The 22,794-nt window shown below is 67.5% G+C and carries 13 protein-coding genes and 1 pseudogene; 8 read left to right on the top strand and 6 right to left on the bottom strand.

The window, feature by feature from the left end; translation table 11 throughout:
- Positions 1 to 198: 198 nt before the first annotated feature.
- The 5 genes and pseudogenes from KZO24_RS14985 (at position 199) to KZO24_RS14965 (ending at position 10,788) form a co-directional block, all read left to right on the top strand.
- Positions 199 to 678, top strand: a complete 480-nt coding sequence (locus tag KZO24_RS14985) for a hypothetical protein (RefSeq protein ID WP_486486550.1) — start codon at positions 199 to 201, stop codon at positions 676 to 678.
- A complete protein-coding gene (locus KZO24_RS14980; protein ID WP_486487185.1) occupies positions 563 to 1,324 on the top strand; it encodes a cellulose synthase operon protein YhjQ/BcsQ in 762 nt (253 codons plus the stop codon). Before KZO24_RS14985 ends, KZO24_RS14980 begins: the two co-directional genes overlap by 116 nt.
- Positions 1,321 to 5,789, top strand: a pseudogene (gene bcsA / locus KZO24_RS14975) (UDP-forming cellulose synthase catalytic subunit). The gene KZO24_RS14980 and the pseudogene bcsA overlap by 4 nt, the downstream one beginning before the upstream one ends.
- On the top strand, positions 5,786 to 9,310 hold the full coding sequence (locus KZO24_RS14970; RefSeq protein WP_486486549.1) for a cellulose biosynthesis protein BcsC: 3,525 nt from the start codon (positions 5,786 to 5,788) through the stop codon (positions 9,308 to 9,310). The pseudogene bcsA and the gene KZO24_RS14970 overlap by 4 nt, the downstream one beginning before the upstream one ends.
- On the top strand, positions 9,307 to 10,788 hold the full coding sequence (locus KZO24_RS14965) for a family 8 glycosyl hydrolase (RefSeq protein ID WP_486486548.1): 1,482 nt from the start codon (positions 9,307 to 9,309) through the stop codon (positions 10,786 to 10,788). Before KZO24_RS14970 ends, KZO24_RS14965 begins: the two co-directional genes overlap by 4 nt.
- Positions 10,789 to 10,882: 94 nt before the next feature.
- On the opposite strand, the gene KZO24_RS14960 is transcribed toward KZO24_RS14965, so the two are convergent.
- The 5 genes from KZO24_RS14960 to KZO24_RS14940 all read right to left on the bottom strand — a co-directional run bounded on the left by KZO24_RS14960 (position 10,883) and on the right by KZO24_RS14940 (position 16,421).
- Positions 10,883 to 12,136: an MFS transporter gene (locus KZO24_RS14960; protein ID WP_271182504.1), complete on the bottom strand. Its 1,254-nt coding sequence runs from the start codon at positions 12,134 to 12,136 to the stop codon at positions 10,883 to 10,885.
- Positions 12,133 to 12,696 carry a TonB-dependent receptor domain-containing protein gene (locus KZO24_RS14955; protein ID WP_486486547.1) on the bottom strand — a complete coding sequence of 188 codons (564 nt, stop codon included), beginning with the start codon at positions 12,694 to 12,696 and terminating at the stop codon, positions 12,133 to 12,135. Before KZO24_RS14955 ends, KZO24_RS14960 begins: the two co-directional genes overlap by 4 nt.
- On the bottom strand, positions 12,644 to 14,239 hold the full coding sequence (locus tag KZO24_RS14950) for a TonB-dependent receptor domain-containing protein (protein WP_486486546.1): 1,596 nt from the start codon (positions 14,237 to 14,239) through the stop codon (positions 12,644 to 12,646). The genes KZO24_RS14955 and KZO24_RS14950 overlap by 53 nt, the downstream gene beginning before the upstream one ends.
- A 93-nt stretch (positions 14,240 to 14,332) precedes the next feature.
- A complete protein-coding gene (locus tag KZO24_RS14945; RefSeq protein WP_271182502.1) occupies positions 14,333 to 15,238 on the bottom strand; it encodes a LysR family transcriptional regulator in 906 nt (301 codons plus the stop codon).
- A 70-nt stretch (positions 15,239 to 15,308) separates the two neighbouring features.
- The gene (locus tag KZO24_RS14940; protein WP_271182501.1) at positions 15,309 to 16,421 is read right to left on the bottom strand and encodes an ROK family transcriptional regulator; all 1,113 of its coding nucleotides are present in this window, start codon (positions 16,419 to 16,421) and stop codon (positions 15,309 to 15,311) included.
- Between the two features lie 119 nt (positions 16,422 to 16,540).
- Between KZO24_RS14940 and KZO24_RS14935 the strand changes: the two genes are divergently transcribed.
- From KZO24_RS14935 to KZO24_RS14925, 3 genes are read left to right on the top strand one after another with little or no spacing between them, the layout of a single operon-like run.
- The gene (locus tag KZO24_RS14935) at positions 16,541 to 19,021 is read left to right on the top strand and encodes a TonB-dependent receptor (protein WP_271182500.1); all 2,481 of its coding nucleotides are present in this window, start codon (positions 16,541 to 16,543) and stop codon (positions 19,019 to 19,021) included.
- 31 nt (positions 19,022 to 19,052) lie between these two features.
- The gene (locus KZO24_RS14930; protein ID WP_285019777.1) at positions 19,053 to 20,210 is read left to right on the top strand and encodes a YdcF family protein; all 1,158 of its coding nucleotides are present in this window, start codon (positions 19,053 to 19,055) and stop codon (positions 20,208 to 20,210) included.
- Positions 20,211 to 20,225: 15 nt separating this feature from the next.
- Positions 20,226 to 20,525, top strand: coding sequence for a hypothetical protein (locus KZO24_RS14925; RefSeq protein WP_486486545.1), 300 nt, complete (start codon positions 20,226 to 20,228; stop codon positions 20,523 to 20,525).
- Positions 20,526 to 21,054: 529 nt separating this feature from the next.
- Here the strand turns inward: KZO24_RS14925 and KZO24_RS14920 are convergent.
- The gene (locus KZO24_RS14920; RefSeq protein WP_486486544.1) at positions 21,055 to 22,548 is read right to left on the bottom strand and encodes an MFS transporter; all 1,494 of its coding nucleotides are present in this window, start codon (positions 22,546 to 22,548) and stop codon (positions 21,055 to 21,057) included.
- Between the last annotated feature and the right edge of the window lie 246 nt (positions 22,549 to 22,794).

The raw sequence follows: 22,794 nt of genomic DNA, 5'->3' as shown, positions 1-22,794 counted from the left end.
TCAGCGGTTATAAGACATGGTTAATCTGCAAAGGATTGCACCACCTGAACCCCTCTCTCGCCTGTTTTGCGCAACACTGTTGCCGGAATGGCACCTTTCCCCGCCTTAGAGCCGGGGGAATCGATGATCCGTTAGCTGCGACATACGGTTTCTTAACCATTCTTTGTGCAGAATTTACGTGTTCATACAGGGGTTCTTATGCGCATCGATGCCAGAAATCTGCTCGACCGGCTTGGCAAGAACGACTTCGCCTACAAGGAATTCGAAGATCGTTTCAGCGAACTGGAACTGTGGCCGATCCTCGAAGCACTGCTGCGCGATCCGCGCCTGCAGGCGATCGATCAGTCCGAGGCGACGGTGGCGGCAAAGCCCGAACCCGCTCCCGCCGAAGTGGTCGAGACTTATTCCGGCGAAAGTCTGAGTTCCCTGTTCAGCCGCTATGGCAACGGCCCCGCCGCGAGCATCCCCGCCGATCGGCGCGGGGTGCGCAGCAGCAGGACGTACGCGCCATGCTCCGCCACTTGTCCGATCTCGGCTCGCAGGGGAAGATCTGATGCCCGTCATCGTAACCCACGGCCTCAAGGGCGGTGCTGGAACCACCTTCATCGCCGCGCATATCGCGATGGCGCTGTCCGAGGCGGGCGCCGACGTCACCGTGCTGACGACCACCCAGCGTGACACCATGCCGCTGCACTTCGGCCTCCAGCCCGCGATGTCGTTGCCCTCGCTGTTCGCGCCGGCAGAGGATGCCGTGCTCGCCGCAGGTATCGACCTGCGCAGCCTGACCACCGCGCCCGAGGACAACGACTTTGTCCCCGCCCTGCGCGACCTCGGCTTCCTCGAAACCGGGCAGGACAAGGTGATGGTCATCGACGTGCCCGCCAGCGAGTTCGCTTTCGCGCGCCGCGTCGTGCCGCACGCCAGCGCCAACGTTTGCGTGATCAACGCCGCGCCCGATACCCTCGCGCTGATGCCGCAGGTGCTGGACGAGGCGAGCCCCGAGAACATCGCTTCGACCAGCTTCGTGATCAACGCTCTGGACGAGACGCGCCGCCTTTCGCGCCACTCTTCGGCGTTCATCCGCGAACTGGTGGGCGCGCGCCTGCTCGGCCGCGTCCGCCTCGACGAATCGGTGCCCGAGGCGATCGCGATGCTCCAGCCGCTCGGCAAGTATGCGCCCTCCAGCGCGGCGCTGGCCGACGTGAAGATGATCGGCACTGCGCTGGTTCCGGCGCTCGAGACTCCCGGGCGCCCGTGGGTGGCGCGTGGTTCCAATCCCGCCGCTTCGTCCCATTCCTCGTCATCTCCGAGCCGCGCCGCATGATCGAGAAACTGGCCGCCCGCGTGCTGGACAACCGGCTCGCCCGCTATGCCTCCGTCGCCGTGATCATCGGGATCGCCGCAGTCGTTATCGGCGTGCCGCTGGACGGCACTGCCCAGTGGGTCTGCGCCGGTGTCACGATGGCGGGCGCTCTGGTGATGCGCCGGATCAAGGGCCGCATGGGCGCGGTCGCGCTCGGCATCCTGGCGGTGCTGGTCTCGACCCGCTACCTGTTCTGGCGCACGACGCAGACGATCGCGTTCAACACCCCGCTCGAATTCCTGTTTGGCGGCGTGCTCTACCTCGCCGAGCTGTATGCCTGGGTCATCCTGCTGCTGGGCTTCCTGCAGACTACCTGGCCGCTCGACCGCCCGGTTATCGAACCCGAGGGCGAGCCCGACACCTGGCCGACCGTCGACATCTACATCCCGACCTATAACGAGAGCCTGGAGATCGTGCGCAATACGGTCTTCGCGGCAATGGACCTCGACTATCCGGTCGACCGCTACCGCGTCTTCATCCTCGACGACGGCAAGCGTCCCGAATTCCGCGCCTTCGCCAAGGAAGCGGGCTGCGGCTACATCACCCGCGACAACAACCTGCACGCCAAGGCGGGCAACCTGAACGCGGCGATGAAGAAGACCGACGGCGAACTGATCGCGATCTTCGACTGCGACCACGTCCCCACTCGCGCCTTCCTGCAGCTGACCGTGGGCTGGTTCCAGCAGGACCCGCGCCTGGCGCTGATCCAGACCCCGCACCACATGTATTCGCCCGATCCGGTCCAGCGCAACCTCGCGCAGACGATGGGCGACATGCCGGGCGAGGGCGACCTCTTCTACGGCCCGGTGCAGGGCGGCAACGACTTGTGGAACGCCACCTTCTTCTGCGGTTCGTGCGCGATCATCCGCCGCGAGGCGCTGATGGAGACCAACGGTTTCGCGGGCGAGACCGTGACCGAGGACGCGCACACCGCGCTCAAGCTGCAGCGCACCGGCTGGAACACCGCGTACATCTCGGCGCGTCTCTCGGCCGGTCTCGCCACCGAGCGCCTCGTCCTCCACGTCGGCCAGCGCATCCGCTGGGCGCGCGGCATGACGCAGATCCTGCGCATCGACAATCCGCTGCTCGGCCGCGGCCTCACCTGGCAGCAGCGCCTCTGCTACCTCAACGCGATGATGCACTTCCAGTATCCGGTACCGCGCATCGTGTTCCTGACCAGCCCGCTTGCCTACCTGATCTTCGGCCAGAACATCATCCAGGCGTCCGCCGGGCTGATCTTCGCCTATGCGCTGCCGCACCTGTTCTGCTCGTCGGTTGCCAACGAGAAGACGCAGGGCGGCTGGCGCCGTCCGTACTGGGGCGAAGTCTACGAGACGATCCTGGCCTTCCATCTCGTCAAGCCCACGGTCATGACCTGGTTCCAGCCGCGCAAGGGCAAGTTCAACGTGACCGACAAGGGCTCGCTGCTCGACCAGACGTACTTCGACTGGGCGATCGTCAAGCCGCACCTCATCTGCATCGGCTTCGTGATCCTGGGGATCACCATGGCTGTCGTGAAATGGGCGTTCTTCCCGTACATGTTCAACATCCAGACCGATACGCTGGTGCTGAACGTGGCCTGGGCGCTGTTCTCCCTCGCGATCTTGCTCGCTGCCGTCTCGGTGGCGCGCGAGACCCGGCAGGAGCGCGTGGACATCCGCATCCCGGTGCAGTTGCCGGTCACCGCCTACCTCGCCTCGGGTCACACGGTTCCGGCCGAAACCATCGACATCTCGATGGGCGGCGCGGCGCTGTGTCTGCCGGAAGAGCTGCCGACCAAGGATCGCACCGTCAGCCACATCACCATGGCCATGGGCGACGAGGTGCTCTCGATCCCGGTCACGACGATGCGTACGAACCAGCGCAATTCCTACGTGCGCTTCGAAAAGCTCGACATTCTCGCCGGCCGCCATCTGGTGCGCGCGGTGATGGGCCGCGCCGATGCGTGGCAGCCGTGGGGACCGCCGGCCATGGTCGGCACGGCCCGTTCGTTCGGCGACATTCTCAGGGTGGATATGGTAACGTTGAAGCGCATGCTGCGTCTGAATTTCGCCGAACGCCGCCAGATGAAGGCCGCCAACGGCGCCAAGCGCGCAGCGATGGCCAAGGCGGCGAAGGAAGCCGAGAAGAACGACCCCAAGAATAAGGGCCTGCCGCTCGCCAAGGCGGCGATGCTGGCCGGTGCCGTCGCCCTGGGGGCTGCCGGGCTGCTGTTCGGCACTTCCGAAGTCCACGCCCAGCCGACGGCCAAGGCGCCCGAGACGGCGGCTTCCGCCGCCACTCCGGCTGCCGCCACCAACACCGGCGGCATGAGCGAGCGCCTGACCCTCAAGGACCTGCGCGTCTCCCAGCCGATCCGCCTGCGCGGGACGCAGGGCGAAATGGGCATCCCCTTCGGCATGCGCCAGGACCGCATCGCCACCGGCGCCGTGCTGCGCCTGCAGATGGCCTGGTCGCCCTCGATGCTCGACGACCTCAGCCAGCTGGTGGTCATCGTCAACGGCGAAGTCGCGCAGACGGTGCCGCTGACCCGCGCCAATGCCGCCGGGCAGGTGCTGGAGGTCCCGGTAAACCCTGCGCTGCTGCTGCCGGGTGACAACCAGCTCAACCTGCGCCTGATCGGCCACTATGCGCGCGACTGCGAGGACCCGTTCCATTCCTCGCTGTGGGCGAACATCTCGAACACCCGTTCGTGGTTCGATTTCAGCTACCAGCCGCTGACCTTCGGCCCGGACCTGTCGCGCCTGCCGCTGCCGTTCTTCGACAAGGGCCAGAACGTGCCGCTGCGCATGCCCTTCGTCTTCGCCACGCAGCCGCGCGCCGGTGAACTGCAGGCCGCCGCTGCGACCGCCAGCTGGCTCGGCTCGCTCGCCAGCTATCGCGGCTTCAGCTTCCAGCCGGTCGTCGGCTCGATCCCGCGCGGCAATGCCATCGTGTTCCTCAAGGGCACGCAGGGCATCCCCGGCCTCGACATCGCGCCCGCAGGTGGCCCCGTCGCCGCCGCGTTACGCAACCCCAACGATCCCAACGGCACGCTGCTGGTCATCATGGGCCGCAACGACGAGGACCTGCGCCTCGCCGCCGCTGCCGTCGCGCTCGGTCGCGGCGTGTTCGGCGGCCAGCGCATGAGCTTCGACGGCGTGCGCATCCCGGCATGGCCGCGTTACGGCGCGGTGCGCTGGCTGACCACCGACAAGCCGGTCGAACTCGGCTCGATCATGGAGCCTTACGCGCTGCAGGGTATGGGCATCCCGCCCGGCCCGCTGACCACCCGCTTCCGCGTCGCGCCCGACCTGTTCTTCTGGCCGCGCGAAGGCGGCAAGCTGAACCTCGGCTACCGCTATCCGGTTGCGCAGTGGCTGGACAAGCGTGCCTCGCGCCTCGACGTCTCGATCAACGGCCAGTACCTCAAGACGCTGCCGCTCGGCGCCGCCTGGTGGAGCCAGCTGTTCGGCCCGGCCGGCGCCAAGAGCGCGGATTCCAACGCCACCGTCACGCTGCCGCGCTACAACCTGTTCGGCCAGAACGAGCTGACTTACGACTACAACCTGCTCATCGCCGACAAGAAGAAGTGCACCGGCACCCTGCCGGACAACGTGCGCGTCTCGGTCGACCCGAAGAGCACCATCGACCTCACCAGCGCCTATCACGCGATCATGATGCCTGACCTCGCGACGTTCGCGGGCGCCGGCTTCCCTTCACCGCCAGCCCCGACCTGGCGCAGACCACCGTGGTCGTCGCGCCGAACCCGTCGATGGCCTCGGTGCAGGCGTTCCTTACCTTGATGGGCCGCTTCGGCGATCTGACGGGCGTTCCGGTGACGGCGGTGACGGTGACCTCCTCGATCGACGGTGACGCGCTGGCCAGCCAGGACGTGCTGGTCATCGGCGGCACCGCTCTGGCCGAGGCGGACATGTTCGGCGATGCGCCGGTGCGCTACGAGAACGGCCGCCTGCGCGTGTCCGAACGCTCCCCGCTGCAGTACGTGACGGCGCTGTTCGGCGGTTCGCAGGAGAACGACCCGATGGCCGCCGCCCCGGTGGTCTACAACGCGCAAGGGTTCTCCGGCATCGTCAGCTTCCAGTCGCCCTACGCCTCGGACCGCACCGTCGTCGCGCTGCTGTCGGACGATGGCGCCGCGCTGCCCGCACTGGTGGACGGCATGGCCGACGTGAAGATCAACGCCGCGATCCAGGGTGACCTTGCCGTCACGCGCGGTGACGGCATGACCAGCTTTGCGCTCTCGAACCGCTACTGGGTCGGCTCGCTGCCGATCTGGATGAAGCTTGCCTACTACGTCAGCCAACGCCCGATGATGCTGGGTGTGTTCACGCTGCTGCTGGCGCTGGCCCTTGCCGGACCTGCCTACATCTTCTTCCGCCGACAGGCCCAGAAGCGCCTCGCGCGCCAGGACGATCACGCATGACGATTTCGCGTACCTCCAAGTTCGGTGTCGCCCTGCTGCTCTCGACCGCGCCTTTGACTCTTGGGGCGCTGCCCGCAGTGGCCGAGGCGCAGAGCGCGGGCGTCGAGGCGCTGGTGAAGCAGGCCCAGTACTGGCGCTCGAAGGGGCGCGAGGATCTCGCCCAGCAGGCGCTGAAGCGCGCCCGCGCGCTTGATCCGAACAACCCGGCGCTCAAGGCTCCAGCACAGGCGCCCAAGCCGGCCGCTCCCAAGCCCGCGCCGAAACCTGTGGCCAAACCCGCTGCGGCGAAGCCTGCACCCGCGCCCAAGGCCGCCCCGGCTCCTGCGCGCGCCGCTGCGCCCAAGCCGACGCCTGCGCCGACCCCGACGCCCGCTCCCGTCTCGGCCGCCGACCGCGCCGGTCGTGCACGTGTCTCGGGCTTCGATGCGCTGAACGACGGCAACCTCGGCTCGGCGGCCTCGCAGTTCCAGCGCGCGCTTGGCGTCAACCGCCGCGATCCCGATGCGCTCGGCGGTCTCGGCCTCGTGCGGCTGCGTGAAGGGCAGTTCGCCGAAGCGGCCAGCCTGCTCGAACAGGCCTCCGCCAACGGCAAGGCCAGCCAGTGGGCTGAGGGCCTGTCCGCTGCGCGCTTCTTCGCCGGGGTGGACGAGACCAAGGGCCTCATCGCCCAGAACCGCCTCGCCGAAGCGCAGAGCCGCGCCGAACAGCTGGCGCGCTCGGGCTACAAGGAACCCGGCCCGGCGCTCGAACTGCTGGCCGACATCTACGAGCGTCAGGGCCGCTATGCCGACGCTGCCGACCTCTACCGTCAGGCCGCGCAGGGCGGCACCGCTGCCGACGACAAGCGCCTGCAATTGCGCGCCGCGCGTGGCCGTGCGCTCGCCGCTGCCGAGCGCGGTGACGACTTCGGCGCCGTGCGCGAATTCCAGCAGGGCCTCGTCATCGACCCCAGCGATCCGTGGATCTGCTACGAATTCGCCCAGTTCCAGATCGAGCGCGGCCGCGTGCCCGAAGCGGAATCGCTGATCCGTTCACTGGCGACCAGCGGCAATGCCGACTCGCTCTATGCCGCCGCGCTGCTCAACAACGACCTCGGCCGGGCGAGCGAGGCCGACCGCCTCATCACCATGATCCCCGAAACGCAGCGCACCGCGCCGATGCGCAACCTTGCGCTGAGCGTGAAGACCGACGCCGCCATCGCCCGCGCCAAGGCCATGGCGGCCAGCGGGCAGGGCGCGCAGGCGGTGGGCGGGCTGCGCCAGCTCGGCGCGATGGCCTCGATCCCCGCGGGCAAGCAGGCCGCCGTCGCCAACGCGCTGTTCGACCTCGGTGATACGCAGGGTGCGGCCGAAGTCGCCGCCAATGCCGCGACGGGACGCATCGACAACATCGCCGATTACGAGGGCCTGATCGGCGTCCTCACCCGCACCGGCCGCAGCGACCTTGCCCAGCAGGCGCTCCAGCGCGCCTCGCAGCTGGCGGGCTCCAGTGCCGAGGGGCAGAAGGCGTACGCTCGCATCAGTGCAGGCATGATGGTCGGGCAGGCCGACGAGGCCCGCATGGGCGGTCGCTATGCCGAGAGCTTCGACATTCTCCAGCAGGCCTATGCCGCCGCGCCGGACAATACCGAGATCATGTCCGGCCTCGCCCGGCTCTACCAGACCGGCGGGATGCCCGCGAAGGCGGCGCAGACCTACCAGCTGGTGCTGGCGCGCAAGCCCAACGACAAGGACGCGCTGCTCGGCCTTGCCGACACCGCACAGGGCGCGGGTGACCGCGACTTGTCGGAACAGGCCCAGAAGCAGGTGCTGCGGCTCTACGGGCAGGACTATCAGGTGCGCATGGGCCTTGCCAACGTCGAGCGCGCACGCGGCAATGATCGTGCTGCCGTGGCGCTGCTCAAGGACGCGCGTGCCCTCTACGCGCGCCAGAGCGGCGGCGTGGCGATGGGCGGCAATCCCTTCGCGGGCATAAGCACCGCAGGCGGCGCGAACCCGTTCCGGAACCAGATGCAGGCCGCACCGCAGCAGGTGAACCCGTTCGCGCTCGGCAGTGGCACGCGCCTTCCGGCCGCTTATCCGCAGCAGGCCCCGCAGAGCGGGTTCGGCTACGCGGCACCCCAGCAGGCAAGCGCTTTCGGCGCCGCGCCGGTCGGGCTTGGAACGGGGCAGAGCGGCTTCGGCGGGTTCGCCGGAGCACAAGCGCCGCAGGCCTACGCGGCGCCGCAGGCAAGCTACTCCGCCCCGGATCGCTACGCCTCGCCCAGCGGCAGCACCGCTCCGGCAGCGGCATGGGCCGCCCCGGCCAGCGCACCGGGCTATGACGGCCCGCAAGTCCCGGTCGCCTACGCCGGCGATCCGGTGATGACGCAGATCCAGTCGCAGATCGACCAGCTGGCGCAGGACACCGGCCCGCGCGTCGACGTCCAGACCGGCTATCGCGGCCGCTCGGGCGAGACGGGCCTCTCCAAGCTCGACGAGATCAAGGGCTCGGCCAAGTTCTCGACCGGCGCCGCCGGTGGCCGCGTCTTCGCCAAGGCCGAGGCCGTGGTGATCGACGCGGGCCGCCCGACCGGCTCGGGCCTCGCGCGTTTCGGTCGCAACGCCACGCCGGAGGCGCAGGGCATCGTTGCGGCGGAGCCGTCCGCACTCGTCAACGCGGATACCCAGAACGGTTCGGGCGTCGCGCTGTCGGCGGGCTATGAGAACGACTGGGTCCAGCTGGAGGGCGGCACCACGCCCATCGGCATGGGCAAGACCAAGTTCGCGGGCCGCGCCGCCGTCACTCCCAAGCTGGGCCAGAACGTGCGCGCCACCGCCTTTGTCGAGCAGAAGCCGGTCACCGACTCCATCGTCTCCTACGCGGGCACTCGTGATCCCGTCACCGGCGAGCGCTGGGGGCAGGTGATGCGCACGGCGGGCGGCCTAGGTTTGAGCTACGACGAGAACGGCTCGGGCGTCTATGCCGAGGCACGCTACTACCGCCTGCGCGGCGAGAACGTGGCGAACAACGATGGTATCGAGGCCAACGTCGGCGGCTATCTGGAAGCCTACAAGGGCCGCAATTCACGCGTCACCGTGGGCCTCAACGTGAACTATCAGGCCTACGACAAGAGCCAGAACTATTTCACGTTCGGCAACGGCGGCTACTTCAGCCCGCAGAACTTCATCTCGGTCGGCTTCCCGGTGAACTACACCATGCAGGACGCGCGCTGGGATGTGGCCGCCTCGTTTACCCCGGGCTTCCAGAGCTACAAGGAAGACCAGACGGCGATCTACCCGACTGACGATACCGCGCAGGCCGAACTCAACGCGCTCAAGGCCGAGAATTCGGACGTGCGTTCCTACTTCGACAGCCTGAGCAAGACCGGCTTCGCGCTTTCGGCGCAAGGGTCGCTCTATTACAAGATCACGCCCAATACCCGCATCGGCGGCGAACTGGGGTACAACACGTTCGGCAGTTATGACGAGTTCCGCTCCATCCTCGGGGTGCGGCAGAGCTTCGGGAGCACTGGTAAATGAAGATGCAGGCCTTTCCCCAGCCCCGCAGCGGGCCTTCGGACAATGCCGTCGGCGGCCTCGCGCTGCTGGCGATCGCCACCGCCTCGGAAGTGTCCGAGGGTATCCCCGAGGAACAGGCGCACGGCTTCTTCCTCGCCATCGGCCGCCGCATGGCCGCGCTGGAACCGCTTGACGGCGTGAACGACGCATCGGTGCTCTGCGCGCGGATCAACGCGTTCTGGCAGGCGCTGGACTGGGGCGAGATCGAACTGGCGGTCGGCCGCGAGGCCATCATCGTGCGCCACCGCGACCTGCCGACCGAGATCTCGCCCGACCGTGCGGGCCACTGGGCACGCATGCTGCTCGGCGTTCTGGAAGGGGCCTACGACAGCTGGTTCCGCGTCCTCGGCAGCGGACCGGCGCTGCGCACCACTGCGGAATGGAAGGGGAGACGCTCGAGCTTCGTCATGGCCGCTGACTCCATTTTCCGGCCGAAGGTCGATCGTCGCACGTTTTCGCTGGGGGCGCTGATGGCCTTCACTGCCGCCTGCAATACCGCGCCCAGCCAGGGCCGGGCCCAGCAGGTCAACGACCCGCTATGGACCCAGTGGCGCGACCGCTTCGTCGCGCCCGAGGGCCGCGTGGTGGACACCGGAAACGGCCGCATCAGCCACTCCGAGGGCCAGAGCTACGGCATGATCCTGGCCCTGCGCGCCGGGGACCGCGAGGCTTTCGAACGCATCGCCAAGTGGACGCAGGACACCCTGGGGCGCGAGGACATGGCGCTCCATTCGTGGAAGTACGATCCCACGGCGGCGGTGCCCGTCTCCGATCCCAACAATGCGACGGATGGTGATCTCGTCATCGCCTGGGCTCTGGCGCTTGCCGGTCAGCGGTGGAAGCGCTCCGAGTGGAGCGACCGCGCGCGCGAGGTCCGCAAGGCGATCCGCGAGCACTGCGTGATCTCGCGTTTCGGGCGCGAACTGCTGCTGCCCGGCGTCGTCGGGTTCGCGGAAGGGGCGCAAGTCATGCTCAACCCCTCCTACTTCGTGTGGCCCGCGCTCGACCAGTTCGCCAAGGTGGACGGCGCTGCGACCTGGGGCGGTGTGGTCCGCGACTCCGAGGCGATCACGACGCTGGCGCGCTTCGGCATGCATTCCCTGCCGAGCGACTGGGTGGCGGTGAGCGGTTATAATGCCGTCGCCCCTGCGGTCGGCAAGCCGCCGCGCTTCGGCTACGACGCGATCCGTATTCCGCTTTACGCTGCGGTCGGGGGGCGTTCCACTCTGGTGCAGCCGGTGGCGGACTGGTGGCGCTCGCGGATCGCGCAGCACCGCTCGATCCCGGCGTGGGTCGATGTGGTGACCGGCGAGGAGGCGAACTATGCGCTCTCCAGCGGCGGCGCGGCAATCGCGGCGCGGCTGATCGGATCCACTCCACCGGTGGCGCTGGACAGCGATTACTTCAGCGCATCGCTGCAGATGCTGGCGCGGCTGTAATCCGAACGGTCGTCATTGCGAGCGAAGCGAAGCAATCCAGGGCAGCATAAACCGCCCTGGATTGCTTCGCTTCGCTCGCAATGACGAGGTGGGCTCAAACCCGCTCGGCCCGGACCGCCATCAGCCCAAACAGGCTCAGCAACGCTGCGCCGGAAATGTAGAGGCCCACGAACAGCACGCCGCCGCTGTCGGCCAGCCCCTGCGCCACGGCGGGCGCGAAGCCGCCGCCGACGATGCCGCCCACGTTGAACGCGATCGAGGCTCCGGTGTAGCGCACCCGCGCCTTGAACAGCCGGGGTAGCAGCTCGGCGATCGGGCCGTAGACGAGGCCCATGGTGAACAGCGCGACGCACAGGAACAGACCGATCACGAACAGCGATCCGGTCGAGAACATCAGGCCCATCACCGTGCCCAGCAGCACCGCGCAGAAGCACCCGAACATCAGCACCGACCGCGAGGAGCGCCTGTCGGCCGCATAGCCCGCAACGACGATACCGACCGCCATGAACAGGATCGCGAACAACTGTACGCCAAGGAATTGCTGACGGCCGAAGCCCAGCGTCGCAGTGCCGTAGCCCAGTGCGAAGGTGGTCGCGAGATAGTAGAGCGCGAAGCAGGCGATCACCGCGAAAGTGCCCGCCACTGTCTCGCGCATGTGGGTGCGGAACAGCTCGACCACGGGGATGGCGCGGTGGTGGTCGTCTTCCTTTGCGAAGACCGGGCTTTCGGAAAGGCGGAAGCGGATCCACAGGCCGAGGCCGACGAGGACCGCGCTCAGCAGAAAGGGGATGCGCCAGCCCCAGGCGGCGAACTCCGCATCGCTCAGCACCGAACTGATCACGAGGAACAGCCCGTTGGCCGCGAAGAAGCCGACCGGCGCGCCCAGCTGCGGGAACATGCCGAAGCGCGCTTCGTAGCCCTTGGGCGCGCTCTCCACCGCCAGCAGCGCCGCGCCGCCCCACTCGCCGCCAAGGCCCAGGCCCTGGCAGAAGCGCATCAGGCACAGCAGGGCAGGGGCGATCCAGCCCGCGCTTTCATACGTCGGCAGCACGCCGATCAGTACCGTCGCCCCGCCCATCAGCAGCAACGAGGCGACGAGCGTGGACTTGCGTCCCACGCGGTCGCCGAAATGGCCGAACAGCGTCGCCCCCACCGGCCGCGCGATGAAGGCGATGGCGAAGCTGGCATAAGCGGCAAGGTGCTGGACGGTCGCGGACTCGGCCGGGAAGAACAGCGGCCCGAAGACGAGCGCGGCGGCGGTCGCATAGATGTAGAAGTCGTAGAACTCGACGGCGGTGCCCACGAGGCTCGCGGTCAGGACGCGGGCGTTCTGGCGGTAGACGTTCATGCTTCGTGGTGCTCCCTCGCTCGGCGGTCTCCTCTAGCGGGAGTGAGCGCCGATGACGAGAGGCTTGAACCGATGCCCGCGTGGGATGCGCTGGCGGGCGCAACCCACGCGAACAAGCTCAGAACCGGGCAGTCACGCCCATCCAGATGCGTGCCGGGTCGATCATGTAGCCGGCCTCGTCGTAGTTCAGGCGCTTGTCGAACAGGTTCTGCACGCCGGCATTGAAGATAAACCCGTACGAGAGCTTGTACGACCCGCCCAGATCGACCGTGGTGTAGGATCTCGACCACGAGGTTGTTGCCGCTGATCTGCGCCTCGGTCACCGCTTCCTCGCCGCGATAGACGGCGCGGGCATAGAGCGAGAGGCGATTGTCGGGCTTCCAGTTGAGCGACGCGCTCGCCTGCTGCTTGGGTGTGTCGTTCAGGGCCATGCCCGCGCTGGTGCCGGTCAGCTGCTCGGAATCCGTGAGCGTGCCGGTCGCATTGAAACGCAGCGTGCGGGTGAGGTTAAGGTCGATGGTCGCCTCGACGCCGCGCACTTTCGCCTTGTCGATGTTCACGTATGTCGTCGGCGGGCGGCCGATCGAGCTGAGCGGCTCGTCGATGCACCATGCGCCTGCGGATCTCGCAGGTGACGCGGGTGATCTTGTCGTTGAAGCGCGTGTCGTAGGCGGTCAGGCTGGCCTGGAAGCCCTTGCCTTCGTACATCGCCACCGCCTCGATCGTGCGTGAGGTTTCGGCTTCGAGGTCCGGGTTGCCGTAGATCGTGCCGCCACGGCTGGACTGGCCCCAGTCAGGCAGGGTCTGGCGCAGGTTCGGAGCGCGGAAGCCCTTGGAATAGCCGCCCTTGAGGGTCAGGCGATCGGTCGAGTTCCACACCAGGTAGGCGCGGGGCGTCCAGTGGACACCGTACTGCTCGTCGTTGTCCATGCGGATGCCGCCGGTCAGGCGCAGGGTGTCCAGGATCGACAGTTCGTTCTCGGCGAACAGCGCCCAGTTGGTGCGGCTGGCGCCGGTGCGGGTCGATCCGTTCAACAGGTTGCCGACCGTGTCGATGAGATCCTCGTTGCGGAAGAAGCCGCCGATGCTGAGCATGTTCGAGGGAAGCGGCACCGACCAGATCGACTGCGCGACGGTGTTCTTGATCCGCTTGGTCGTCTCGAGGTTCTTGGCGTCCTCGTACTGCACGTAGCTTTCCGAGTTCGCGAAGCCCCAGCGGCCGGAGTGCGTCAGGGCGACGACATAGCGCTCCTGGGTCTGCGTATCGAGGGTGCCTTCGGGGACGGTGGCGGTCACTTCCACGGTCTTGCCTGCGGTTGCGGTGACCTTCTGGCTGTAGAAGCCGCCCTCGACGATGAAGTCGTGGTCCGGTCCGGCGGAGAAGCCGATCTTGCCGGCCAGGCTCTCGTCCTTGCGCTCGGGGGTGCCGCCGACGACATGGTCCTCGTTGCGGCGGTTCAGCGATCCCTGAACCTGCAGGCCGATGCCCTTGGTGATCGGGCCGGAGAGGTAGAAGTTGGCGTCGTAGAAATTGCCGTAGTCGTCGCCCAGCTGCATCGTGCCGTTCATACGCACGCTGCCGCGCCAGCTGGTGGCGATGCGGCGGGTGATGACGTTGACGACGCCGCCCATCGCGTCAGAGCCGTAGAGCGAGGACATCGGGCCGCGCACCACCTCGATCCGCTCGATCGATTCCAGCGGAGGCAGCATGCCGCCTTCGGAGGTGTTGCCGCCGTTGGTGCGCGTCTCGCGGCTGCTCAGGCGTTTGCCGTCGACGAGGATCAGCGTGTATTGCGGCGACATGCCGCGGATCGAGATGTCGCGGCTGTTGCCCTCGCCGGGGGTCACGGTGACGCCGGGGATTTCCATCAGCGCGTCGGTGACTTCGCGGTAGGGCAGGCGCTCCAGGTCTTCGCGGGTGATGACGCTGATCGATGCGGGCGCGTCCTTCACTTCCTGCTCGCGGCTGGTCGCGGTAACGACGATGGTGGAGGCGGCAGTGGCGCCTTCCGCATCGTCGGCAGCGAGCGCCGGAACGGTGTAAAGTGCGGTGGCGAGCGTCAGCGCCGCCGCGCTGCCGCGCAGCCTGGATTTGTAGATCACGATACCCCCTAGATGTATGCTAATGCGAATTTATTGCATTAGTGCCATTGGCGGGGAGCACTCCTCGGGCCAACACTCAATATCGGATAGCGATTATTCCGCCGGGGCTGCCTCGCCCTCGCGGCATGCCTCGAGCAGCCGGTCGCGCAGCCATGCGGCGGCAGGGTCGCGGTGGCTGCGCTCGTGCCAGAGCAGCCAGTAGTTCAGGTCCCCGATTACAGCGGGAGCCGGTCTAGTGGCGAGATCGCGCGGGCAACTGCGCATCAGCCGCGAAGGCACGGCCATGACCAAGTCTCCGGCTGCGAGAAGATCGGGCGCGAGGCTGAAGTAGGGGACGCTTGCGACGACCTTGCGCGATCCGGTGCCCAGCAGTGTCGTTACCCGATCCAGCTCCGCATCGCTGACGGTCAGGCCGAGGTGGTCGTGATCGAGGAAATCGTTGATCGGCACCTCGCCTTCGCCTGCCAGCGGATGGTCGGGACGGGTCACGCAAAGGAAATGGTCGCTGAACAGGTGCAGGCGGTGGAGCTGGGAGGGATCGTGCTCCAGCCCGGAAATGGCAAGGTCGATGTCGCCCTGGGCCAGAGAACGGTGCGTGGCATGACCCAGCGGCAGCACGTCGATGGCGATGCCGGGCGCGATTTCGCGAAGCCGGGGTAGGGCTGGCAGAACGACCGCGAGTACGCCGAAATCGGTAGATGCGATACGGAAGCGGCGCTTCACTTGCGCCGGGTCGAAGCGCTTCTCTACCAGCAGGCTGGACGTTTCGGCTACCCAGTCTGCCAGCCTTCCGACGAGTTCGTCGCCGCGCCGGGTCCTGATCATCCCGGCGCCGGAGCGGACCAGCAGCGGATCGTTGAGCGCCCCGCGCAACTTGGACAGCGAACGGCTCACGCTCGGCTGGCTGATGCCGAGCATCAACGCCGTGCCGCTGACGCTCTTGGTCTTGAGCAGCATCGCCAGGACGAGCAGGAGGTTGGGTGACAGGGATGGGATCATATGCGAGGGCTTCGCATTAGCGAAAACCCCGCAATTGCGCCACGATCCTATTCTTACAAAACGTTGCCGCTCAGCTCTGCGCGGAGATCGCGTGGATCGGCAGCAGCGCCGCGCCCAGCGTGACCGGAGACCCGCGCAGCCCGGACACGCGCACGGGCGGGCCGCGCCCGTCCACCGTCGTTACCAGCGAGGCCGCGCGCAGGCGCGAGGCAAGACCCTCCAGCACGTCGCCGGGCACCGCACCCGCCAGCACGATGGCGCCGGGATCGAGCCAGGCGAAGGCGGTGTCGGCGACGACCTCCAACTGCCGCGCGGCGCGGTCCATCCATTGTTCTATCGCGGGGCGCTGGGCTTCGGAGGCAAGGTCGATCTCGCTCACCGAGGTGAGGTCGCAGCCGCTGGCGCGCAAGGTGGAGAGCAGGTCGAGCGGGCTCGGGCGCGGGCGGTCGCCGGGAAACAGGCAGCCGACTTCCCCGGCCACGCCGAACTGGCCGCGCACCAGCCGCCCATCGACGATGACCCCGGCGCCGATCCCGTAGCCGAGCAGCAACACCACCACGGTCGAGAATTCGCGCAGCAGGCCGCCCATGTAGAACTCGGCGATGGCGGCGACGTTGGCGTCGTTCTCCAGCCAGAGCGGCCAGCCCAGTTCGGCGCTCAGGATCTCGCGCAAGGGCGTGCCGCGCCAGCCGGGCATGTCCTCGACCACGCTCCACCGCTCGCCCTCCAGCGAGAGCGCCGGGCCGGGCACCGCCACGCCGATGCCGAGCATGCGCTGGCCGAGCAGGCCGTGCCGGTCGACAAGGTCGTGCGTCACGCGGCGGACGCGCTGCGCGAACTGGCGAGGGTCGATGGGATCGCTGTCTTCGCGGTGGGTGGCGATGGTCTGGCCCGCGAAGTCGACGATGGCGATGTCGAGCAGGCCCTTGTGCGCCGTCGCACCCACCGCATAGCCGCCCGTCGACGCCAGCCGCAGCGGGATCGCCGGGCGTCCGCGCCCCTGTGCGCCGCCCTCCGTCACTTCCTCGACGAGGCCGAGCGTCAGCAGTTCGCGCGAGATGCGGGTGAGGGCGGTGTGGCTGATCTCCAGCCGCTCCGCCAGCGCCGAGCGCGACAGCGCGCCCGCCTTGCGCAGTTCATGAATGATGCGCCGCTGGTCCTTGTCGAATGCGGGAGTGGCCATGGCCGGGCGCCGTATGGTGTTTTATTTATTTTCACAACAATAATTAAAAACGTCACACACCGCGTCCAGAGCGCCCCCGTCGCCGCCTCCCCGGCGACCCAGATTCATGAGGGGCCGTCATGCTCAAGTCCGTTCTCGCCACTGGCGCGGCGTTTGCCGCGCTCGCCACCGCCTTCACGCCCGCCTACGCCGACGAGGCGCCCGCTGGCGCGCCCACCGCTTCGAACGAATCGACCGGCGATGACATCATCGTCACCGGCTCGACCCGCGCCGAGCGCCGCTTCGACGTGTCCTATGCGGTCAACACGATCTCGCAGGAAGATTTCGAGAAGATCGCCCCGGTCAACTTCGCGGACCTGATCGGCCAGCTTCCCGGCTTCCAGACCGAGATCACCGGCGGCGAAGTGCAGAACATCTACCGCATCCGCGGCCTCCCCAACGACGGCGGCTTCGTGAGCTTCCAGCAGGACGGCCTGCCGCTGTTCCATGAGAACGACGGCGTGTTCTTCCGCGGCGACGCCATCCTCAAGCAGGACCTGATGACCGACCACGTCGAAGTCGTGCGCGGCGGTCCGGCCCCGGTCTACGCCAGCTACTCGGGCGCGATCATCAATGCGATTACCGTGACCGGCGGCGAGGAAGCGCGCGGCAAGGCGCAAGTGACGCTGGGCGATACCGGCCTCTACCGCCTTGATGCCTATCAGGCGGGCAAGCTGGCAAAGGACACCTACTACGCGGTCGGTGGCTTCATGCGCTACCACGACGGCTACCGCGACAACGGCTTCCCCAATGACAAGGGCGGCCAGATCCGCGCCAACATCAAGCATGTGACCGACAACGGGTTCATCAAGCTGAACTTCAACTACGTCAACGATCACAACACGTTCTATCTGCCGATCCCGACCAACAATCCGCTGACCGGCGCGTCGCTGAACCAGTACATCGACTACTTCGACGGCACGATGAACTCGCCCGCCTTCCGCAACGTCAACCTCAAGTACCGTGACGGCAACGGCGTGGTGCAGAGCCGCAATTCCGATCTTTCGGACGGTCGCCACATGCAGATGGTGAACTTCGGCGCGCATTACGAAGGCGACTTCGACGGGTGGCTTGTGACCGCCGCTGCCGGTTACACGCAGGGCAAGAACGACTTCACCGCATTTTACTCGACCACCAACCCGGCCGACGGCAACGCCTTCGCGGCAGGCTACCTCGCCCGCGCCACCACGGCTTTCGGTGCGATCGACCACTTCGGCTACACGCTGGCGGGGACCAACACCGTCTATGATCCCTATGCCGCGTCGGGCCTCGTCATGCAGGGCCAGTACCGCGACATCCACTCGAAGTTCTATTCGGGTCAGGCCAACCTCTCGGTCGCACGCAAGTTCGACACCGGCTTCGGCACCCACGACATCAAGCTGGGCGTCTACGGCAGCCTCTATGGCGAGGACAGCCGCACGCTCTACCAGAACTACCTGATCGAAGTGTCCGGCAAGCCGCGCACCCTCGACCTCGTCGCGTACAACGCCGCCGGCACCGAACTGGGCCGCGTCACCGACAACGGCGTGCTGAACTACGCCGCCACGCTCAACCAGGGCGACAGCGACGCCAAGATGTTCGCGCTCTACGCCAACGACACCTGGGAAATCGTGCCTGGCCTGCGCATCGACGGCGGCATCCGCCACGAACGCTACAGCTACAAGGGCTGGGCCGCGCTGACCGAAGCCGCTAACCTTGGCGACATGACCACGCTGGCCGACGACAGCACCCGCGCCTTCACCGGCGTGATCCTGAACCAGAAGCTCAAGCCCAACGTCACCAACTGGACGATCGGGGCGAACTACGACTTCTCCAGCCACATCGGCGTCTACGGCCGCGCCTCGCACCTCGAGACGCCGCCTAACGTCCAGACCGTGATGAGCATCAACCCGACGATCATCACCACCGTCGCCGACCAGTTCGAGGCGGGCCTCAAGCTGTCGATGGGCCGCTCGTACCTCTATGTGACGGGCTTCTACACCAACTTCGACCCGCTCAACGCCTCGTTCCTGGCCTACGATCCGACCACCGGCCGCAACGACGTGAACGTGCCCTTCATCGGCGAGGCGCAGGTCAAGGGCGTCGAGTTCGACGGCGCCTGGAGCGTGACCCCGTGGTTCACCCTCAACGGCGCGCTGACGGTCAGCGATCCCAAGTACAAGAACTTCCAGAGCAGCACCGGCGCCGACCCGGAGCAGGCCGAGGGCAACCAGATCGTCCGCCAGCCGAAGGTCTACGGCAACATCCGCCCCAGCTTCGACTTCACCACCGGCGATACCGACGTGTCGATCTATGGCCGCTACACCTACATGGGCAAGCGCTTCGTCGACCTCTACAACAACACCGCGCTGCCCGCTTACGGCACCGTGGGCGCGGGCGTGACGGTGAAGCACGGCACGTGGCAGCTGCAGGTCGTCGGCGACAACCTGTTCAACGCCCACGGCCTGACCGAAGGCAACACCCGCACCGACTCGCTGGCAGGGCAAGGCAGCGCCGAGGCGATCTACGGGCGTCCGATCTTCGGCCGCAACTTCCGCCTCGTCATCGGCAAGTCCTGGTAAGGGCGGGGTAATGCGGAAAGGTCCGGCGCGCATGGCAGCGGTTGCCGTTGCTGCGGCACTCTCGCTCACGACGGTCTGCGCATCTGCACAAGGTGCTAGGGCGCAGGCCGTCAGGGACACGGTGACGGAGAGCCTGTCGCAGCGGTTGTTCCCGTTGTTCGACGCGCTGGGCCGCGATCCTGCGGCGCTCAATGCGCTGCAGGCTCGCCCCGAAGTAGCCGCGATGCTGCGCGCCCGGTTCGACCGGCGGGCGGCCTGCGGCACCGACCTCGGCTGCGTGGCGCAGGCGATGGTCTGGACTGACGGAGAGGCGCAAGTGCTCGCCGCTGCTGCCTCGGGGAAGGCCGCAGACGACGGCCCTGCCGCGCAGGCCGGGCGCGAGATCGCGGGCATCAACACGATCGTGCGCACGTATGGGCTGGGGCAGGTTCCGTCCTATCCCGGCATCGACGGTGCCGGCATGGTCGACCCGCAGGAGGCCCGCTCGCGCCTGCAGGCGGCGACATGGCTGTCGCAGACGGTGCGTGCGAATTCGGTGCAGGCGCTCGATCCCAGCCTGGACTATGCGCTGGCGCTGCTCGATGCCGCCGACCGCCGCGATGCCATCAGTTACGAGCCGCTCACCGGCGGCCTCAACACCCCGGCCTTCAGGCGTGCCAAGGGCCTCGACTGGAAGCGCTACCGCTACAGCGCACTGATCGTCACCGGCGTCGGGCCTGAGGTCGCGGGCATGCCGCTCAGCCCTTACGGCAAGTACCACGTGCGCCTTGCCGCGCAGCGCTTCGCGGCAGGCGACGCGCCGTTCCTGATCCTCACCGGTGGCCATGCCCACCCGCGCGCCACCGCCTTCGCCGAAGCCGAGGAAATGCGCCGCGCCCTGATCGAGCGCTACGGCGTCCCCGCCGAGGCCATCGTCATCGAGCCGCATGCGCGCCACACCACCACCAACTTGCGCAATGCCTCGCGCCTGCTGATGGCCATGGGCACCCCGCTGGACAAAGACACGCTGATCGTCTGCAACCCGGACCAGAGCGCGATGATCGAGAACCCCGAATTCGCGGCGCGCAATAACCGCGAACTGGGCTATCAGCCCGGCACCATCGGTGCGCGCGTCTCACCGACCGAGCTGGAATTTCGCCCATCCGCCCTTTCTGCGCGCGTGGACCCGCGCGATCCGCTGGATCCCTGATCGGAGCCGTTCCCCATGCGTAACATCCTCCTTGCCACCATCGCCGCACTCGGCCTCAGTCCCACTGCCGCGCTGGCCTGGGGCGGCACTGCCCACACCGTCATCGACCGCGCCGCGATCGAGGCCATCCCCGAGGACGGCCCGGTGTTCCTGCGCAAGTACGAGGACTATATCGGCGCCTCCTCGCTGCTCCCCGACAGCTGGCGCGGCAACTCCGAGAACTTCTCCAAGATCGAGGAAGACCCCAACCACGGCTGGTTTCGGGAGCAGTTCACGTTCCTCAAGCCCATCCCCGCTCGCGCTACGAGTTCGTGATCGCGCTCTACAAGCAGTACGAGAAGATCAAGGACAGCGATCCCGAAACCGCCGCGCGCACCAATGTGCGCTGGACCGGCACGCTGCCTTATGCCGCGATCGAGGCCTATGACCGCATCGTCGTGTGCATGCGCCGCATCCGCGCGGCGAATGCGGAAGGCAAGGACGCCTCCGTGGCCGAGCAGAACTGCGCTTTCGACGTCATCCGCCTCGGCCATTACATCGGCGACGGGGCCAACCCGATGCACGATTCGGTCAGCAGCGATGGCTGGCGTGGGCCGAACCCGCATGGCTACACCACCGACCGCACCGTCCACGGCCGCTTCGAGAGCCAGTTCGTCGACGGCATGAAGCTGACGGTGGCCGACATCGCCCCGCGTATCGGCAAGCCCGGCCGGACCTCGGGCGACATGTTCGACGCGGTGCTGGCCTATCTCGACCACTCGGGCGACAAGGTGGGCGAGGTCTTCGCGCTGGAAAAGCGCGCTCAGTTCGCCGACTTCACCGACCAGCGCGTGCGCGAGATGGTCTATGAACGCACGGCGGCGGGGGCGACGATGCTGCGCGACATGCTCTGCCGCGCCTGGGCCGAGAGCGCCGCGCCTCCGGCCAAAGTCGAGCCCTCGCCGATCGACTTCGCCAACCCAAAGTTCAACCCGGAGACCGGTTCGGCGCCCGATTGAGCTTTCCGGTCGAGCGCGGCGCGTACCCGGGCGTGCCGCGCGTGGCCGATGTCGAAGCGGCGTAGCAAGACGATGGCGGACAAGGCTCCCACCAGCGGCAGGCCCAGTCCCAGCGCCAGCATGCCGGTTTCGACCGAAGTGCCTTGGTGCTGTCCGGGCACGTAGCCCAGCCAACCCAGCGACCACCCGATCAACGCCGTCGCCGCCGCGCCGCTGGCCTTCACCGCGACGAGGTAGAAGGCGAAGAGACCCGTCTCCAGTCGCCGGCCATGGCGCAGCGCCACGAAGTCCACCGCGTTGGCCAGCAGCCCCCAGGGCAGCATGAACACAGAGGCGAGGCCGAAGCCGATCACCGCCACACAGGCCAGCAGGGCGTCGGGACGATACAGGCACAGGGCGAACAGCACGAAGCCCACCGCGCTGACGCCGTGGCCCATGGCCAGCACCCGCGCCTGATCCATCCGCGCCGTCAAGGCGGTCCAGAACAGCACCCCGGCGAATTGCCCGCAGGTCATCGCCAGCAGCAGCGTGGCGACCAGATCGGGCCGCTCGACCACGTATGTGCCGATGAACAGGATCATCCGCCCGAAAGTCGGCATCGCGAAGCCGGTGACGAGCGCCAGAAGGCCCATGCCCAGCACCAGCGGATCGCGCAGCGGCACGCGGATGGCGTCCTGTCCGGCGGCATCCGCTGGCGTCCCGGCCTGACGTCCCGAGGTCGCGACGCACAGGATCATGGTCAGCGCGAAAAGCCCTGCAGCGAATGCTCCGGTCACCGCCAGCGCATCGAAGGCGCGGCTGCGCGCGGCATGCTGGACGAGCGGGGTCAGTACCATCGCCACGCAAAGCGAACTGGCGGTGCTGAACAACAGCCGATAGCCGGATACGCGCCCGCGCGCCCGGCTATCGCTGGTCATCTGCGCCATAAGCGCGTTGTGCGGCACGTCGATCACAGCGTAGGCGCCGCGAAACACCAGCATCGCCGCTGCCAGCAGCCAGCCCTGATGGAGACCGGAAGCAGGCATGGCGTAGAGCATTGCGAAGGCCATGCCGCAGGGCACCGTGCCGGTCGCGACCAGCCAGCGATAGCCGCGCCCCTTGCGCCGCAGCCGGATCACCAGCGCGGCCGCGACCAGATCGAACACGAGGTCGCCCGCCAGCGCGACCAGCATCAGCGACCCGGCCGCCGTCGCGGTCAGGCCGAGCAGGTCGGTCAGCAGGAACAGGATCGTCATGTCCGCCCCGGCAAAGACCAGCGCCTTGCCGAAATTCCCCGAGGAATAGGCGAACAGCCGGGCCTCGCGCGCGAATATGGCCAGAGTGCGGCCTTGATGGAGCATGGCCGGCCGCTAGCGACGGATCATGACGTCTGTGCGACAAAGGCGCAGCTCACCCGCATGAAAGCGAAGAGGAACCATCAATGTAAGAGAGATTGGATGCCCCGCGAGGAGGGAGACCAGCCTGATCGCAGGGGTCTTCGGTAGGACGGCTGGAGCGTTTAGCGGGAGACTGCCGCACCTCTGAACCGGGACTCGGGCTAAGTGGCTGATTTAGCGCGATTTCTTCTGTGGCCGGGTCCGGTTCCG

It is taken from the genome of Novosphingobium sp. NFX11 (genome assembly GCF_057376415.1).
Note: the sequence above shows the minus strand (reverse complement) of the source record. Positions and strands in the feature narration are given on the sequence as shown.

Excerpts from the sequence above, each read along its gene's own strand:
- KZO24_RS14960 (WP_271182504.1), bottom strand. The coding sequence starts at position 12,136 with ATGAACGTCTACCGCCAGAACGCCCGCGTCCTGACCGCGAGCCTCGTG.
- KZO24_RS14945 (WP_271182502.1), bottom strand. The coding sequence starts at position 15,238 with ATGATCCCATCCCTGTCACCCAACCTCCTGCTCGTCCTGGCGATGCTG.
- KZO24_RS14925 (WP_486486545.1), top strand. The coding sequence starts at position 20,226 with ATGCGTAACATCCTCCTTGCCACCATCGCCGCACTCGGCCTCAGTCCC.
- KZO24_RS14985 (WP_486486550.1), top strand. The coding sequence starts at position 199 with ATGCGCATCGATGCCAGAAATCTGCTCGACCGGCTTGGCAAGAACGAC.
- KZO24_RS14970 (WP_486486549.1), top strand. The coding sequence starts at position 5,786 with ATGACGATTTCGCGTACCTCCAAGTTCGGTGTCGCCCTGCTGCTCTCG.
- KZO24_RS14920 (WP_486486544.1), bottom strand. The coding sequence starts at position 22,548 with ATGCTCCATCAAGGCCGCACTCTGGCCATATTCGCGCGCGAGGCCCGG.
- KZO24_RS14935 (WP_271182500.1), top strand. The coding sequence starts at position 16,541 with ATGCTCAAGTCCGTTCTCGCCACTGGCGCGGCGTTTGCCGCGCTCGCC.
- KZO24_RS14940 (WP_271182501.1), bottom strand. The coding sequence starts at position 16,421 with ATGGCCACTCCCGCATTCGACAAGGACCAGCGGCGCATCATTCATGAA.
- KZO24_RS14930 (WP_285019777.1), top strand. The coding sequence starts at position 19,053 with ATGGCAGCGGTTGCCGTTGCTGCGGCACTCTCGCTCACGACGGTCTGC.
- KZO24_RS14965 (WP_486486548.1), top strand. The coding sequence starts at position 9,307 with ATGAAGATGCAGGCCTTTCCCCAGCCCCGCAGCGGGCCTTCGGACAAT.